Annotated in this window: 12 protein-coding genes and 1 pseudogene; 4 read left to right on the top strand and 9 right to left on the bottom strand. The window is 66.8% G+C overall.

The features are described from left to right. From ABZO33_RS09525 to ptsP, 3 genes are read right to left on the bottom strand one after another with little or no spacing between them, the layout of a single operon-like run. The gene (locus ABZO33_RS09525; RefSeq protein WP_414535848.1) at nt 1-1,716 is read right to left on the bottom strand and encodes a PTS fructose-like transporter subunit IIB; all 1,716 of its coding nucleotides are present in this window, start codon (nt 1,714-1,716) and stop codon (nt 1-3) included. Then, nucleotides 1,716-2,663 (bottom strand): 1-phosphofructokinase, encoded by a 948-nt coding sequence (gene pfkB, locus ABZO33_RS09520; RefSeq protein ID WP_414535847.1) that lies wholly within the window; start codon nt 2,661-2,663, stop codon nt 1,716-1,718. Before pfkB ends, ABZO33_RS09525 begins: the two co-directional genes overlap by 1 nt. Further along, entirely contained in the window at nt 2,663-5,512 is a 2,850-nt protein-coding gene (gene ptsP / locus ABZO33_RS09515; protein WP_414535846.1) for a phosphoenolpyruvate--protein phosphotransferase, read from the bottom strand. Before ptsP ends, pfkB begins: the two co-directional genes overlap by 1 nt. A gap of 296 nt (nt 5,513-5,808) precedes the next feature. On the opposite strand from ptsP, the gene cra reads away from it, so the two are divergent. The 3 genes from cra to ABZO33_RS09500 all read left to right on the top strand — a co-directional run bounded on the left by cra (nt 5,809) and on the right by ABZO33_RS09500 (nt 8,217). Further along, nucleotides 5,809-6,804 (top strand): catabolite repressor/activator, encoded by a 996-nt coding sequence (gene cra / locus ABZO33_RS09510; protein WP_414535845.1) that lies wholly within the window; start codon nt 5,809-5,811, stop codon nt 6,802-6,804. A gap of 2 nt (nt 6,805-6,806) precedes the next feature. After that, entirely contained in the window at nt 6,807-7,583 is a 777-nt protein-coding gene (locus ABZO33_RS09505; protein ID WP_414535844.1) for a TatD family hydrolase, read from the top strand. A gap of 157 nt (nt 7,584-7,740) precedes the next feature. Next, complete coding sequence (locus ABZO33_RS09500; protein WP_414535843.1) at nt 7,741-8,217, top strand: hypothetical protein; 477 nt, start codon at nt 7,741-7,743, stop codon at nt 8,215-8,217. 49 nt (nt 8,218-8,266) lie between these two features. Here ABZO33_RS09500 and ABZO33_RS09495 read toward each other — a convergent pair whose 3' ends face one another. The 5 genes and pseudogenes from ABZO33_RS09495 to ABZO33_RS09475 all read right to left on the bottom strand — a co-directional run bounded on the left by ABZO33_RS09495 (nt 8,267) and on the right by ABZO33_RS09475 (nt 14,044). Further along, nucleotides 8,267-8,971: a methyl-accepting chemotaxis protein gene (locus ABZO33_RS09495; RefSeq protein ID WP_376752406.1), complete on the bottom strand. Its 705-nt coding sequence runs from the start codon at nt 8,969-8,971 to the stop codon at nt 8,267-8,269. Nucleotides 8,972-9,124: 153 nt separating this feature from the next. Further along, nucleotides 9,125-9,415, bottom strand: a pseudogene (locus ABZO33_RS09490) (HAMP domain-containing protein); the annotation flags it as partial. A 996-nt stretch (nt 9,416-10,411) separates the two neighbouring features. Then, nucleotides 10,412-11,242: a regulatory signaling modulator protein AmpE gene (gene ampE, locus ABZO33_RS09485; protein ID WP_414535842.1), complete on the bottom strand. Its 831-nt coding sequence runs from the start codon at nt 11,240-11,242 to the stop codon at nt 10,412-10,414. Continuing rightward, nucleotides 11,239-11,805 (bottom strand): 1,6-anhydro-N-acetylmuramyl-L-alanine amidase AmpD, encoded by a 567-nt coding sequence (gene ampD / locus ABZO33_RS09480; RefSeq protein WP_414535841.1) that lies wholly within the window; start codon nt 11,803-11,805, stop codon nt 11,239-11,241. Before ampD ends, ampE begins: the two co-directional genes overlap by 4 nt. A gap of 94 nt (nt 11,806-11,899) precedes the next feature. Then, entirely contained in the window at nt 11,900-14,044 is a 2,145-nt protein-coding gene (locus tag ABZO33_RS09475) for a DUF1631 domain-containing protein (protein ID WP_414535840.1), read from the bottom strand. A gap of 245 nt (nt 14,045-14,289) precedes the next feature. Between ABZO33_RS09475 and nadC the strand changes: the two genes are divergently transcribed. Beyond that, entirely contained in the window at nt 14,290-15,138 is an 849-nt protein-coding gene (nadC, locus tag ABZO33_RS09470; protein ID WP_414535839.1) for a carboxylating nicotinate-nucleotide diphosphorylase, read from the top strand. Nucleotides 15,139-15,245: 107 nt separating this feature from the next. Here the strand turns inward: nadC and trxB are convergent, their stop codons facing one another. Next, the gene (trxB, locus tag ABZO33_RS09465) at nt 15,246-16,208 is read right to left on the bottom strand and encodes a thioredoxin-disulfide reductase (RefSeq protein WP_367857081.1); all 963 of its coding nucleotides are present in this window, start codon (nt 16,206-16,208) and stop codon (nt 15,246-15,248) included. Nucleotides 16,209-16,375: the final 167 nt, after the last annotated feature.

The following is a 16,375-nucleotide window of genomic DNA, read 5'->3' as shown; positions in this document are numbered from 1 at the left end:
TTACCCCTTGGCCGGCGCCACGACCATCTCCACCTGCTCGCTCTTCTTGATCAGCGCGTACACCACCGCCGTCAGCAGGCTGCCGGCGACGATGGCCAGCAGGTACAACAGCGCATGGTTGATTGCGTTGGGGATCAGCAGCACGAACAGCCCGCCATGGGGCGCCATCAGCTTGCAGCCGAAGTACATCGACAAGGCCCCGGTCAGCGCGCCCCCGGCGATGCTCGCCGGAATCACCCGCAACGGGTCCTTGGCGGCGAACGGGATCGCGCCCTCGGAGATGAAGCACAGGCCCAGCGCCAGCGCCGCCTTGCCGGCCTCGCGCTCACTCTGGGCGAACTTGCGCCGGGCGAGGAAGGTGGCGATGCCCAGACCGATCGGCGGCACCATGCCGGCGGCCATGGTCGCGGCCATCGGCGCGTAGCTCGAGGACGCCAGCAGTCCCACCGAGAACGCGTAGGCGGCCTTGTTGATCGGCCCGCCGAGGTCCACGCACATCATGCCGCCGAGCAGCAGCCCGAGCAGGATGGCGTTGGTGGTGCCCATGCTGTCGAGGAAGTGGGTCAACCCTTCGAGCATGGCGGCCACGGGCTGGCCGACTACATAGATCATCACCAGGCCGGTGAACAGACTGGCCAGCAGCGGGATGATGAGGATCGGCTTGAGCGCGTCGAGGCTACTGGGCAGGCGCACCCAGCGGGCGATGGCCTTGGCGCTGTAGCCGGCCAGGAAGCCGGCGACGATGCCGCCGATGAACCCCGCCCCAAGGGTGCTCGCCAGCAGGCCGCCGATCATCCCGGGCGCCAGGCCCGGGCGGTCGGCAATGGACCAGGCGATATAGCCGGCAAGCAACGGCACCATCAGCTTGAACGCCGCCTCGCCGCCGATCTGCATCAAGGCGGCGGGCAGCGTGCCGGGTTCCTTGTAGGCCTCGATGCCGAACACGAACGACAGCGCGATCAGCAAACCGCCGGCCACCACCATCGGCAGCATGAACGACACCCCGGTCAGCAGGTGCTTGTAGACGCCAGTCTTCTCGGCCGGCGGCACTGCGCCGGTCGTCCCCGTCGCCTCTACCTTGCCCTCGGCCAGTGCCTTGTCCAGCGTGGCGCGGGCCTGCTTGAGGGCGATACCGGTGCCGCAGCGGTAGATACGCTTGCCGGCGAAGCGCGCAGCCGGTACTTCGATATCGGCGGCCAGCAACACCACATCGGCTGCGGCGATGGCCTCGGCCGGCAGCGGGTTGCGCGCGCCGACCGAGCCCTGGGTTTCCACGGTGAGCTGGTAGCCCATGGCCTGCGCCGCCTGTTGCAGGGCTTCGGCGGCCATGAAGGTGTGGGCCACGCCGGTCGGGCAGGCGGTTACCGCGACAATCTTCGGCGCGCCACGCACCGGGGTTTGCGCCACCTGCACCTGGGCGCCGGCAGCGGCCTCGTCGAGGAAGCCTTCACGGTCGGCCAGGGCCTGGGCCGGCGTACTCTGGTACAGGCGCTTGCCGGCGAAACGCGCCAGGTCCACCGGCCCGGTGCTGACCACCAGCACCCAGTCGGCCTCGGCGATCTGCGTTGGCGTCAGGCGCAGCTCCGGGTGTTCGGCGTCGTGCACCTCGACGCAGGTTTTCCAGCCCCGACGCTGGGCGGCGGCGGCCAACAGGCGGGCGCTGAGCACGCTGGACACCTGGCCGTTGGGGCAGGCGGTGACAATGGCAATGTTCATCAGCAGCCCTCTTCTTGTTGTTCTGTAACGCGCACGGCGGCTTCCAGGCGCTGCAGTTGTTCACGGTCGTGAATGCCGAAGCCGACCTGAGTGACTGCCTGGGCGGCGATGGCGGTGGCGCGGCGCAAGGTGGCGGCGGGCGCTTCGGCCTGGAGCAGGCCATGGACCATGCCGGCGACCAGCGAATCACCGGCGCCGACGGTACTGGCGATGCGCACTTTCGACGGTTGCGCATGCAACGCCAGGCCAGCGGCGAACCAGCTCACACCCTGCTCGCCCTGGGACACCACAACATGCTCGACGCCAGTGGCGAGCAGCCGCCGTGCGGCCGCGCGTTGCTCGTCCGCGGCCTGCACCGGCAGCCCAAGGACTTCACCCAGTTCCTCGGTATTGGGCTTGACCAGCCAGGGTGCGGCCTGCAGGCCGGCGCGCAAGGCTTCGCCGCTGCTGTCCAGGGCCACCTTCAGGCCCTGCGCCTTGAGTATCAGCAGCAGCTCGCGCAACCACTCGGGGCTGATCCCCCGTGGCAGGCTCCCGGCCACCACCACGGCGTCATGCCCCGGGGCTACGTGCGCCAGACGTTGCAGCAAGGCATCGCGGGCGGCCTGGTCGACTTCAGGCCCGGGTCCGTTGATATCGGTGACCTGGCCATCGGCCTCGACCAGCTTGATGTTGCTGCGGGTCTCACCGGGCACGCGGACGAAGCAATCGGCAAACCCGCGCCAGGCAATCAGCGCCTCGAACGGCGCCAGGTTGTCCTGCCCCAGGAAACCGCCGACGGTCACGCTGTGGCCCAGGTCGGCCAGCACCTGGGCGACGTTCAGCCCCTTGCCGGCTGCATGGCTGTGCTGGGCCTGGCTGCGGTTGACCGCACCGGGTCGCAGGCGATCGAGGCTGATGGTGATATCCAGCGCCGGGTTGAGGGTGAGGGTGAGGATCTTGGCCATCAGTAACGCTCCACCAGCGCCCGGACTGCTTCGGCGCTGTCTTGTTGCAGGGCCTCGCGCGCCAGGGCGCGGGCCGTCGAAAGGTCGGCCTGGCGCACCAGTGCCTTGACTTCAGGGATGCTGCGGGCAGCGACGCTCAGTTCGTCCACCTCCAGGCCCAGCAGCACGGCGACCGCCTGCGGATCGGCCGCCAGTTCGCCGCATACGCCCACCCACTTGCCCTGGGCATGGGCGGCGCGCACGGTCATGTCGATCAGGCTGAGCACCGCCGGGTGCAGGCCGTCGGCCTGGGCCGAGAGGCTCGGGTGGCCACGGTCGATGGCCAGGGTGTACTGGGTCAGGTCGTTGGTGCCGATGCTGAAGAAGTCCACTTCGCGGGCCAACTGCGGGGCCAGCAAGGCGGCCGACGGTACTTCGACCATGATACCCACCTGCAGGTCGGCCACCGGGATCTCCTGGCGCAGGCGCTCGACCATGGCCTTGGCGGCGCGCCATTCATGGAACTGGCCGACCATGGGGAACATGATGCGCAGCGGGCGCTCATCCGCGGCACGCAGCAGGGCCCGCAGCTGGTCTTCCATCACCTGCGGGCGTTGCAGGGTCAGGCGCACGCCGCGCACGCCGAGAAACGGGTTTTCCTCAGCCGCGATCGGCCAGTACGGCAAGGGCTTGTCGCCGCCGACGTCGAGCGTGCGCACCACCAGTGGCCGTCCGTCCAGGCCATCGAGCACCTGACGGTACTCGGCTTCCTGAGTCGCCACATCGGGCAACTGCGGGTGGGCCATGAAGATCAGTTCGGTGCGCAACAGGCCGATGCCTTCGGCACCTTGCTCCACCACCTTGTCGATGCCGTTGCTCTGGCCGATGTTGGCGAACACTTCGACGGCATGGCCGTCGCGCGTCCGCGCGGGCTCATGGCGGTTGGCCCAGGCGATCTGCAGCCGACGCTCGCGGGCATCACGCTCTGCCAGGGCTCGTTGCAACTCGGCCTCGGCTGGCGAAACCACGACCCGCCCGCGCTGACCATCGAGCAGCATCGGCGTGCCGGTCTCCAGCAACAGCACGGCCGCCCCGGCCCCGACCACCGCCGGGATGCCCAGTGCCCGGGCGACGATGGCGCTGTGCGCGGTGGCGCCACCCTGGGCGGTGACGATACCGGCAACCCGTGCCGGGTCCAGGCGCGCCACGTCCGAAGGGCCGACTTCGGCCATCACCAGCACATAGGGCTGCTCTGGCTCGGCGCTGTCCTTCACGCCGCACAGTTGCGCCAGCACCCGACGACCGATATCGCGCAGATCGGCGGCCCGCTCGGCCAGCAGCGCATCGTGCAGGGCCTCCTGCTGACGGGCGGCGGCTTCGATCACTGCCATCCACGCAGCGGCGGCGCTTTCGCCCTGGGCCAGGCGCACCTCGACGTCGTCGGTCAGGGCCGGGTCGGCGAGCATTTCCTGATGGGTGACGAAAATTTCGCCGATGGCCTTGTCGCTGCGTTGCACCAGGGCCTGAAGATCGGCGTGCACCGTGTCGATGGCCTGGCGCAGCCTGGCCCGCTCCTGGGCGGGCGACTCGCCGCGCAGCGGGTAGTCGATATCGCGCTCGACCTGGACATGGGCCGGACCGCTGGCGATGCCCGGCGCCGCAGCAACACCTTGCAGCGTGCTGCCTGGCAACGGAGCCTGCAGGGCCGGCACCGCTGCCTCGTCCTGCATCGCTGTGGGCGGCAGTGCCTCCACCTCCTCGCCCAGGCCCTGCTCGATGGCCGCCAGCAACGCCGGCAAGGCATCGGCGGCGATGTCGGGTTCGGCGATCAACTCCAGCACCTGGCCACGACGGGCGCCGAGGCTCAGCAGCTTGCTCAGGCTCTTCACCGAGACGGCAGGCTGGGCACTGTCTTGCAGCCGGATGCGGATCTCACCCTCGAACCCCTTGGCCAGTTGCGCCAGCACCTTGGCCGGGCGCGCGTGCAGGCCATGGGCGTTGGCCAGCGCCACACGGGCGCTAGGCCAGTCGGCGGGCGCCTCGCCGCCGAGCACTTCGAGCACGGCGCGGCTGCTGGTGGCCTGGTAGAGCATCTGCCCGCGCCCCTCGATCAGCACCTCGCACAGGCGCTCGAGCAGGGCCTGGTGGGCGGCACCGAGGCTGGCCAGGCAGAACAGGCCATTGAGTGGCTGGTCGCGGTAGCGCAGGGGGTGTTGCGGGGTAACGAACGCCAGGCCTGGCTGGCGCACCTGGCGTTCGCTGTGCAGCCACCACAGGCCTTCGCCCAACGGCAGCGGCTCGGTCTGCTGCAGCACGGCGGCAAAGCCGCTGTCGGCGCAACCGGCGCGTTGCAGCAGGCGAGCACCGCGCCAGGCCAGCTCGTCGAAGTCTTCCGCCGCCAGGTTGAGGCCGACCAGTTGGGCATCCAGCGCCAGCTCGCGTGGCGCTCCTTGCAATAACTTGAGCAGTGCCTCGGCACTGCCGGAGCGACGCAGCGCCTCGGCCAGGTCGGTTTCACCCAGGGCACGGGTCAGCAGTTGCAGCAGACGCAAATGTTCATCGGAGCGCGCGGCGATGCCGATGGCCAGGTAGACGATCTGGCCGTCGCCCCAGTCCACGCCGTCGGGAAACTGCAGCAAGCGTACGCCAGTGGCGAACACCAGGTCGCGGGTCTGCGGCGTGCCGTGGGGGATGGCGATGCCCTGGCCGAGGAAGGTCGAACCCTGTGCCTCCCTGGCCTGCAGCCCGGCCAGGTAACCCTCGGCGACCAGACCATCGGCAACCAGTCGATCGGCCAGCAGCGCCAGTGCCTCGCCCTTGTCGGCGGCACGCTGGCCCATGGCAATCTGCTCAACGGCAAGCTCGAGCATGACCCTCTCCTTTTGCGGCAGCCCCATCGGCTACCGAGGTATTGTTGTGGAATTCGGCGGTAAAAGCCGCCAAAACGATCAGCGCAACGGGCAAGTGCGCATTTCCAGGCAGGAAATTTCGTCTTGCTGAAACGTTTAATCTGACCAAGCGGCCACGTTACTCGATAATCTGCCAACGAAAAAGCCCCATCCTGTCGGACAATTGCGACAATGGTCGTCTGCGCGCGGGCTCGTCGATGGGTGAAACTAGCCGGTCAAGCCCCGCAGGCAGTCCCGGAAACAACAAGGAAAATTCGGTGAAACTCAGCGATATCGCCCGTCTGGCCGGTGTGTCCGTGACCACCGCCAGCTACGTCATCAATGGCAAGGCCGAACAGCAGCGCATCAGCAGCAGCACCGTCGAGCGGGTGCGTGCGGTGGTCGAGGCCCACGGCTTCACCCCGAACCCCCAGGCTGCCGGCCTGCGCAGCCGCCACACCCGCACCCTGGGCTTCATTCTCCCGGATCTGGAGAACCCCAGCTACGCCCGCATCGCCAAGCAGTTGGAGCAAGGCGCCCGCGCCCGTGGCTACCAGCTGCTGATCGCCAGCAGCGACGACCAGCCCGACAGCGAACGCCAGTTGCAGCAGCTATTCCGTGCCCGGCGCTGCGACGCGCTGTTCGTCGCCAGTTGCCTGCCTGCGGAAGACGACAGCTACCGCGAGCTGCAGGCCAAGGGCCTGCCGGTGATCGCCATCGACCGGCGCCTGGACCCCGCCCACTTCTGCTCGGTGATCAGCGATGACCGCGACGCCAGCCGCCAGTTGGCCCAGAGCCTGTTGAAAACCCGCCCGCGCAGCATCGCCCTGATCGGCGCGCGCCCCGAACTGTCGGTCAGCCAGGCCCGTGCCGGGGGCTTCGACGAAGCCCTGCAAGGTTTCGACGGCGAAGTGCGCCGCTGCCAAGGCGAAGCCTTCAGCCGCGAGTGCGGCCAACGCCTGATGCAACAACTGATCGATGAACTGGGTGGCCTGCCGGATGCATTGGTGACCACTTCGTACGTGCTGCTGCAAGGCGTGTTCGACACCCTGCAGGCGCGCCCCGAGGACTCACGCCAACTGCAGTTGGGCACCTTCGGCGACAACCAGTTGCTCGACTTCCTGCCGCTGCCGGTCAACGCCATGGCCCAACAGCACGGCCTGATCGCCGCCACCGCGCTGGAGCTGGCCCTGGCCGCCATCGAGGACAAGCGCTACGAGCCCGGCGTGCACGCCATCGGCCGCACCTTCAAGCAGCGGATCGCCAAGGCCTGAGCATGCGCCTGATCGACACCCACACCCACCTCGACTTCCCTGATTTCGACGCCGACCGCCCGCGCCTGCTAGCCAACGCGGCGGCGCGCGGGGTGGAGCGCATGGTGGTGCTGGGGGTGTACCAGGACAACTTCCAGCGGGTCTGGGACCTGGCCTGCGCCAACGAAGGCGTGTACGCGGCGTTGGGGCTGCACCCGATCTACCTCGAGCAGCACCGTCCCGAGCACCTGGCGCAGTTGCGCGACTGGCTCGAACGCCTGCGCGGCAATCCACGGCTGTGCGCGGTGGGTGAGTTCGGCCTGGACTTCTACCTGCCCGAACTGGACCCGACGCGCCAGCAGGCGTTGTTCGAAGCCCAACTGCAACTGGCCTGCGACTTCGAGTTGCCGTCGCTGCTGCACGTGCGTCGCAGCCACGCCCAGGTGATCGCCACGCTCAAGCGCTACAAGCCAGCGCGGGCGGGGATCATCCATGCCTTTGCCGGCAGCTACGAGGAGGCGCGGGAGTACATCAAGCTCGGCTTCAAGCTGGGACTCGGCGGCGCCGGCACCTGGCCCCAGGCGTTGCGCCTGCGCAAGACCTTGCCACGCCTGCCGCTGGACAGCGTGGTGCTGGAAACCGACGCGCCGGACATGGCGCCGGCGATGTTCCCCGGGCAGCGCAACAGCCCGGAATATTTACCAGAAATTGCACAGGCACTGGCTGAAGTTATCGGCGTTGATGTCGAGCAATTGGCCAAGGCCAGTAGCCACAACGCCTGCGCACTATTTGGCTGGTAAATCACCACTGTTCCAGCCTGCCCTTTGGCAACACCCAGAAGCTACTTTCCTATTTCCGACACCTCGACCGTCCAACTAGATTGATGCCCCGAACGCGCCTGAGTGAACCTTGTTCAAGTACGCCTACGAGCTAGTCACAAGGACATCGAGGTTGGCAATGGACAGTCTGAATGTAACGCCTCCACACCCGAACACCCACAGCGATCTGGGACAAGCCCTGATTCTCTTCACATCCGCCTTGAACAAACTTGCCAGGCTCCCCCTGAGTCAAGCGGATGACTCGACGCTTGTCCGTGTGGCACAGGCTGTCTGGTATTCGGATGTCGACCTGGTCGGCGCTGCCCGAGTATTTCTTAGCCGCCACCCTGATGAGCTTCAGGTCCGTCGAGTGGGTTACTTGTTGGAAAAGCTGACGCGTTTCTCCTGTGTGTCAGTCCACCGCGTCATGGATACCCGCCATGCACTTGAGCTGTTTCCCCACGCCATGCCAATTGCCCTGCCACCGAGCGCTGTACGCAAGCGCCGTGATGAGTTGGCAGCATACTGGGGGCTTGATGAAGGGCTCGGTTTGAAAGCGCAAGCCCTGCTGCCTTACCAGACACGCCATTACGAAGCCCGCCAATCCTCCCCCTGAGACACCCCAAACGAAAAACCGACTTGCGTCGGTTTTTCAATGCCACTGCTTAGACCCGAAACGCCCCGATCAACCGCTTGAGCTCCACCACCTGCGCCGACAACGCGCGGCTGGCATCTTCGGTCTGACAAGCGCCTTCGGTAGTGTCCTGCGCCGCACGGTTGATCGCCACGATGTTCTGGTCGATGTCATGGGCCACGGCGGTCTGCTGCTCGACGGCGGCGGCGATCTGCTGGTTCTGCTCGACAATCCCGCCGACCGCGCCAAGGATATTGCCCAGCGCCTGTTGCACCTGGCGCGCTTCGTCCACGGTGCCGGCGGCCATCTGGTGGCTGCTGCCCATCACCCGCACCGCCGCGCCCACGCCTTCGCGCAGGCGCTGGATCATCTGCGCAATCTCCTCGGTGGAGTCCTGGGTGCGCCTGGCCAGGGTGCGCACCTCGTCGGCGACCACGGCAAACCCCCTGCCCTGCTCGCCGGCGCGGGCCGCTTCGATGGCGGCGTTGAGGGCCAGCAAGTTGGTCTGCTCGGCGATGCTGCGGATCACCTCCAATACCCGGCCGATGGCCTGGCTGTCGCCCGCCAGCTGGTTCACAGCCGCCACGCTCTGGTCGATCTCGCCGGCCAGGCGGGCGATGCTGCCCTGCTGGCTCGCCACCAGGTCGCGGCCCGAGGCGCTCTCATGGTTGACCCGCTGCGCGCCTTCGGCGGCCAGGGCCGCGCTGCGGGCGACCTCCAGCGCGGTGGCGCTCATCTGGTTCATGGCCGTGGCCACCTGCTCGATCTGCTCGCGCTGGCCACTGACTGCCTGGTTGCTGCGGCTCGACACCGACAACACCTGGCCGGCCTGCTCCTCGACCGTGGTCACGGTCTCGCCGACCTGCTCGATCAGCCCGCGAATGCGCCGCACCGTCTCATTGAAACCGCGCCCCAGTTCGCCCAGTTCGTCCCGGCTGCTGGCCTGGAAGCTGATGGTCATGTCGCCTGCGGCCACCTTGTCCATGGCGTTGCCGAGATTGCCGAGGGTTTCCCGGGTGGACACGTAGAAGCCGCTGTAGAGGTAGATGATCAATGCGAAGACGCTGGCCAAAGCCGCCACCAGCGCGGCCGTGCGCAGGCGATGCTGGCCGAGGCGCTCTTCCAGTTGCCCGTGCAGATGGGCCAGCACGGCATCGTTCAAGCGGTAGGTTTGCGCCATCAGGTCGCTGGTCTGCTGGTAGAAACCGGCCCACGGCGCGTCCAGGCTCTCGGCCACCACCACCTGGTCCTCGAACAGGGTCGCCGCCTGCTTGACGGTGGCCTGGCTGGCCTGGGCGCTGCCGGCGAGCGCGAGCTTGAGCCCGGCATCGGTTGCCAGGGCGTCATCCAGGCGAATGGCGTAATCGGCGGACAAGCGCTCCAGGCGCTGCAGCAGGTCTTCGAAACGCGCGCTGCCCGAGGAGTCCATGAAGCCACGGCCCAGGGCCACCGCGCCCATTGCCCGGCCCTCACCGATGGCCTGGGTCACCTGGGCGGTGGCATTGCCGAGCAGCTCGCTCAACTGACGCACCGAGGCCTGGCTGTCCTGGCTGAGGCCAGACTGGCTGGCCACCAGCTTGCCCAGCACCTGGGCCTGAGCCAGCAACTTGTCGAACAGCGCCGCCTTGTTCTGCAGCGAGCTTTCGTCACGGGCACTGGCAAAGGCCTCGGCCAGCTCGGCACGCTTGGCCTCGAACGCAGGGTCGCTACCCTTGAGGCCATCGAGCCGGGACTGGACCTTGTCCTGCAGCGCCGCGATGCGGCTTTCCACATCGCCGGCCTGGCCCGACTGGCCCAACACGGCATTGATTTGCAGCAGATTGCCCAGGGTCTCCAGGTCGCCGCGCAACGTCAGGCTCTCCGACAACGGCGCCAGCCCCTGCAATTCACCACGGGTTGCCTGGAGCTGGCTGTAGGCGTCGCGTACCAGATAAAAGCTGGTGACCAGCATGGGCAGGAAGAACAGGACGCTGATCAGGCTGAACTTCATGCCGAAGCTCAGCCGGTTCATCAGTGCGATGGCCGGATAGAGCAGACGCTTCACAGGTCACCTCCTTGAATTCTTGTTGTTCTGCGGGGTAGCACTAGGCCATCTAGGGCCAGTGGCTTTGTATAGCGCAGATTGGAATCAAGGTTTGTAACTTATGGTTAAGCGATCAACTCGGTAGCGAACGGTTCAGATCAGTACCGTCCACAGCGCGAAGCAGGCATACCACAGCACCGCGCAGCGCAGCAGCAGCTCCCACAGGCTGTCCAGCCGCTCCAGGCCGCGCTGGCGGTCCTCTTCCTCGGGGATATCGTCGGCCACCCGGCCAACCTTGGCCACCAGGTGTCCGGCGCTGACGTGCCAATCGAGCAGCTCGTGCAGCATCACGCGGGTCACCGCGACGAAGTTGCCGACCAGGGCGAAACTCACCGTCATCACCCGTACCGGCAGCCAGTCCATGGCGTGGCGCAGTTGCCCGGCCAGGCTCTGCAAGGCCGGCTGGCGGCTGTTGTCCATGGTCAGCGCCAGCAGGCGGTAGGCCAGTGCCGCCGCCGGGCCAAGCAGGAAATACCAGAAGATCACCGCGAAGAAGCTCTGGTAGGCCTGCCACAGCAGGTGGCCCTGAACCTGCCTGATCAAGCTCTGTGCATCGTCGGCGGCCAGCCCCAGGTCGCGCTCGGCCACATGCAGCGCGGCCTGTTCATCACCCCGGCGCCAAGCATCGCGAAACGGCCCGAGCGCCGCTTTCACATCGCCGCGCCCCAGGCTGTAGATCAAAACCAGCAAATGCAGCGGCAGCGCCAGCAAGCCGTAGGCCACCGGCTCCAGCACATGCAAAAGCAGCACGAGCAGCACCACCGGCGCCAGGATCAGGATACCCAGCGTCCACCAGGGGTGGACCTTGCCGCTGCGCTCCAGGCGCACCAGCTCACCCAGGTAGAAGCCGTCGCGCTGCAACCGCTGGCGCAGGGCCGAGAACTTCTCGACCCACAGCGCCAGCACCAACACCAGAAAACTCATGCCTTGTCCTCGTTGCGTTGCAGCGCGGCCCGGTAGCGCGGCCAGTCGAAGGCCGGGCCCGGGTCGGTCTTGCGCTGCGGGGCGATATCGTTGTGGCCACAGATGCGCTGGGCGTCGATCACCGGCCAAGCCGCGCGGATCTCGCGGGTCAACTGCTCCAGGGTGGCGTACTGGGCATCGGTGTAGGGCAGCTCGTCAGTGCCCTCCAGCTCGATGCCGATGGAAAAATCGTTGCAGCCCTCGCGCTCGCCGAAGCGTGACACGCCGGCATGCCAGGCGCGATCGAGCAGCGAGACGAACTGGGTCACCGCGCCATCGCGCTCGACGAACAGGTGCGCCGAGACGGTCAGGTGGTTGATGGTGGCGAAATACGGGTGCTCGTCCGGGTCCAGGCGGTTCTGGAAGAACTGTTGCACCTTGCCGGTGCCGAAGCAGGCCGGAGGCAGGCTGATGTTGTGGATGACCAGCAGCGCAATGGCCTCGCCATCGGGGCGGGCGTTGAAGTTCGGCGAGGGGCAGTGGCTGACGCCGGTGAACCAGCCGGTCGCGCGGTCCAATTGCATGGTGCAGATCCTGAAATGACGCCCGAGACAGATGGTCAGTATGCCGTGGGCGGCCAGTGCTTGCATGTAAATGATTGTGCAGGAAGACTCGGCTTTACTGCGCCTGCTGCCCACGCAACTGCTCCAGCACCGCCTCCAGCGCCCGCTCGAACAGCAGGCCATCGTCCAGCAAGCGTACCTCGCCACGGCGCAGGGCCATGGCCAGGCCCATGCGGTTCCACTCGCGCACTTTCATACCGGTGCGGTTGCTGAAGACCAGCCGGTCGTTGCTGTCGATACGCGCCACCAGCTTGCAGCGCAGCGGCTCGTCGTCGTCCATCACCTCGACCCAGGTGCCGACCTGCAACCGCTGTACCTGATTAACGGCAGGGTCATGCTCATCGAGCGTCAAGCCGGCGTCCAACTCGGACTCATCGCTGACGACCAGCACGATATCGTCCTCCACCCACACGTCGTCCAGCGCGGCATCCGGCTCCGGCGTGCCGCCACAGGCACGCTGGTGCAGCTTCTCCAGTTGCAGGAAGAAATCACGGGTGGCGGCGGAGTCCAGCGCCACCCCGGCCAAACCGTCGCGCAGCGCCTTGAGCAGGCCCGGCACCTGCTCCAGCAGGCGTTGCGGCTCACGGTACGGGGCAATGCTGACCAGCAGGTCGTCCACCGTCGCCAGGGCCTCGGCCCAGACAGGCGAAGCCTCACCCTGCTTCAGCCAGGCCAGCAGCAGTACCTGGCTCCAGGATTGCACCAACATCTGCACCACCACCTGCGGCAGCACCCGGCCATGCAGGCGGTCGTTCAGCTCCTGCTGCACACGCTGACGAGCTAGCAGCGTACGGGCACGGCCCTCCTCGGCGTCACGGGTGCGCTGCTCAAGCAGTTCGTTGCGCCGACGTTCATCCTGGCTGAAAGCGAGGAACTCATCGAGGAGCTCGTCGAACAGGGCGCAATCGTCAGAAAAATCATTGAGCAGGCGCTGCACGATACGCTCTACACGCAGGTGCAGGCTGTCGCGCAGCCCCTCGGCCTCGGTCTCCCAGCCAATGGCCGCGGCGGCGATTTCGTTGAGCAGGCGGCGCGCCGGGTGGCTGCCACGGCTGAACATGCCCTTGTCGATCAGCGCCACCTTGAGTACCGGAATATGCAGGCGCACGATCAACGCGCGCAGGCTGGCCGGCAGGTTGTGGTCACCCTGGATGAAGGCGAACAGCATATCGACCAGGTTGATCGTGTCTTCGTCGTCGGTGGCAATGCGCCGCCGCGTGCCGCTGCGCACACTCACCCGCAACAGCAGTTGCTCCAGCTGCTGGCCGAGGTTGAAGTCATCCGGCTCGCCAGGGGCCGGCACATAGTGCTGCAAGTGGGTGAGCAGGCGCAGCAGGTCGCCGGTACTGGTCGGCTGGGCCGCGCCGGCCGCCTGCAAACGCGGCGTGACCCGCCCGCGCACCGGCGCCAGCAGCGCCTGCACCGAGGCGAAGAACGCCTGGCCGGCGGAGTCGGGCAGCCCGCCCGGCATGATGCTGGCCGGCACGCGCCTGGCGATGCCGCGCCGGTCCTCGGCACGGCGCCGTGGCGCGGGCAGCAGGTCCGGCAGCACGCCGGCACTGGCGAGCAACTGGCTGGCCTCGCCGTAGAGCAGGTCGAGGTCGCGCAGCACATAACGCTCGTACAGCTTGAGCAGCACCATCTTGACGTTGGCGCCGACCCCCAGGTTGCGCCCGGCATCCAGGAAGTAACCGCAGAGGTTGCCAGGCCCGAGTGGGTTGTGCGCGGTCTCCAGCGGCACTTCCAGCAACGTGGTGAAGCGCAGGTTCAGTTGATCGAGCAGAAACCCGTCACGCGACAGCACCCGATCGACCATGGCCTGCACGGCCACGCTGCGCTCCAGCGCCGACCTGTCCTGGGTCTGTGACCTGACCAGGGCCTCGAGCCCGCCGCCCTGGCCGATCCGGGCAAAGGCGTCGTAGAAGGTGTCGAGGAACCCGCGCTCGATGCTCTTGCGCTTCAGGCGCAGGTCACGCATGGCTTCGAAGTACAGGTTCTGGTCGAGGCGACCACTGGCCTTGTCGGCCATTTCGAAGAGGGTGTCGTCGGCATTGTCGAACAGCGCCTGCAAGCCCTGGCGCAGTTGCAGCGCGGCCTTGTCGCGCACCTGCAGGAGCAAGACCGGAAGGCATGGCGAGGGCGCGCGCGCACCCCGGTCGATGGCAGCCGCCAAGGGCACCACCTTGCCTTCATCATGCATCCCGGACTCCTTGCTGGATGTTGCGTTGTTCGACTGGAAGGGGAATCGTCAAAGCTATGACGCCAATTACAAGGCGCTATTATCGGTGAAAATTCTGGCAGCTGCTAGCACGCCTTTCGCACGCCTCAACGGACAATGCTTTTGCAGAATTGCTCAAACCGCCTGACCAAAGGTCATAACCCCGGCAGCTGTACACGCCGCCCCCCTGCCCTATAATCGCCGGCATCTAGCTTGTGGAGCCGACCATGCCGAACCTACGCCTCGCCGACCTGACCGCCGAAATCGAAGCCAACGTGCGCCGCGCGCTGCTCGAGGACATCGGCAGCGGCGACATCACCGCCCAGCTGATCCCGGCCGAGCGCCTGGCCAAGGCGACCATCATCACCCGCGAGGACTGTGTGATCGCCGGCACCGCCTGGGTCGATGCGGTGTTCCGCCAGCTCGACCCGCGGGTGGCGGTGCACTGGCAGGTGGCCGATGGCGAGCGGGCTACCGCCAACCAGGCGCTGTTCCACCTCGAAGGCCCGGCACGCTCGCTGCTCAGTGGTGAGCGCTCGGCGCTGAACTTCCTGCAACTGCTCTCGGGGGTGGCAACCCGCGCACGCTTCCTGGCCGACCTGGTAGAAGGCACCCAGGTGCACCTGCTCGATACCCGCAAGACCCTGCCGGGCCTGCGCCTGGCGCAGAAGTACGCGGTTACCTGCGGCGGCTGCCACAACCACCGCATCGGCCTGTACGACGCGTTCCTGATCAAGGAAAACCACATCGCCGCCAGTGGTGGCGTGGCCGAGGCCGTGGCGGCGGCGCACCGCATCGCCCCGGGCAAGCCGGTGGAGATCGAGGTGGAAAGCCTGGACGAACTGCGCCAGGCGCTGGCGGCGGGCGCCGATATCGTCATGCTCGACGAACTGAGCCTGGATGAAATGCGCGAAGCGGTACGTATCACCGCGGGCAAGGCCAAACTCGAGGCCAGCGGCGGGGTCAACGAGACCACCTTGCGGGTGATCGCCGACACCGGTGTGGACTACATCTCGATCGGCGCGATGACCAAGGATGTGAAGGCGGTGGACCTGTCGATGCGCCTGAGCCTCTGAGGTTTTCGCAAGGCATGAAAAAACCGGCCAGATGGCCGGTTTTTTTATCGCGGGGCCAACCCGCTCCCACGCTCAGTGCAGGAGCGGGCTGGCCCGCAAAGGCTGGATCAGTGCGCGGCGTTGGCCAGGCCGTCCAGGTAACGCTCGACGTCCAGGGCCGCCATGCAGCCGGCACCGGCCGAGGTGATGGCCTGGCGGTAGACGTGGTCGGCCACGTCGCCGGCGGCGAACACACCCTCGACGTTGGTGGCAGTGGCGTTGCCTTCACGGCCGCCGTGGACCACCAGATAGCCGTCCTTCAGGGTCAGCTGGCCTTCGAACAGCGAAGTGTTCGGGGTGTGGCCGATGGCGATGAACACGCCGTCGACCTTGAGTTCGTCGAAGCTGCCGTCGTTGTTCTTCAGGCGCGCACCGGTCACGCCCATGTTGTCACCCAGCACTTCGTCCAGGGTGGCGTTGAGCTTGAGCTCGATCTTGCCTTCGGCGACACGGGCGTGCAGCTTGTCGATCAGGATCTTCTCGGCGCGGAAAGTGTCGCGACGGTGTACCAGGGTCACCTTGCTGGCGATGTTGGCCAGGTACAGCGCCTCTTCGACGGCGGTGTTGCCGCCGCCGACGACCGCTACCGGCTTGTTGCGGTAGAAGAAGCCGTCGCAGGTGGCGCAGGCCGACACGCCCTTGCCCATGAAGGTTTCTTCCGACGGCAGGCCCAGGTAGCGGGCGCTGGCGCCAGTGGCAATGATCAGCGCGTCGCAGGTGTAGGTGCCGCTGTCACCGCGCAGGGTGAACGGCTTGTTGGCCAGATCGACGGCGTTGATGTGGTCGAAGACGATCTCGGTCTCGAAGCGCTCGGCGTGTTCCTGCATGCGCTGCATCAGGGCCGGGCCGGTCAGGCCGTGGGGGTCGCCCGGCCAGTTGTCGACTTCGGTGGTGGTGGTCAGCTGGCCACCCGCCTGCATGCCGGTGATCAGCAGCGGCTTGAGGTTGGCGCGGGCGGCATACACCGCGGCGCTGTAACCGGCAGGGCCGGAACCGAGAATGATGACGCGCGAATGACGTACTTCGGACATGTCGAACTCCTGTCGAGCGGGCCGCACGGGGCCGGCGTCGGTGCGCCGGTTGCGCCAGCTGGAATTAAAAGGGACCCACGCAGCACTTGGGGAAGGCTACAACGCGTTGGTCCAAAACCAAAAAAGTTGAGCGCACTGTAGCGAGGCCGCAGAGATTAAGGAAATAT

This window comes from Pseudomonas sp. CAM1A (assembly GCF_047501685.1).
GTDB lineage: Bacteria > Pseudomonadota > Gammaproteobacteria > Pseudomonadales > Pseudomonadaceae > Aquipseudomonas.
Note: the sequence above shows the minus strand (reverse complement) of the source record. Positions and strands in the feature narration are given on the sequence as shown.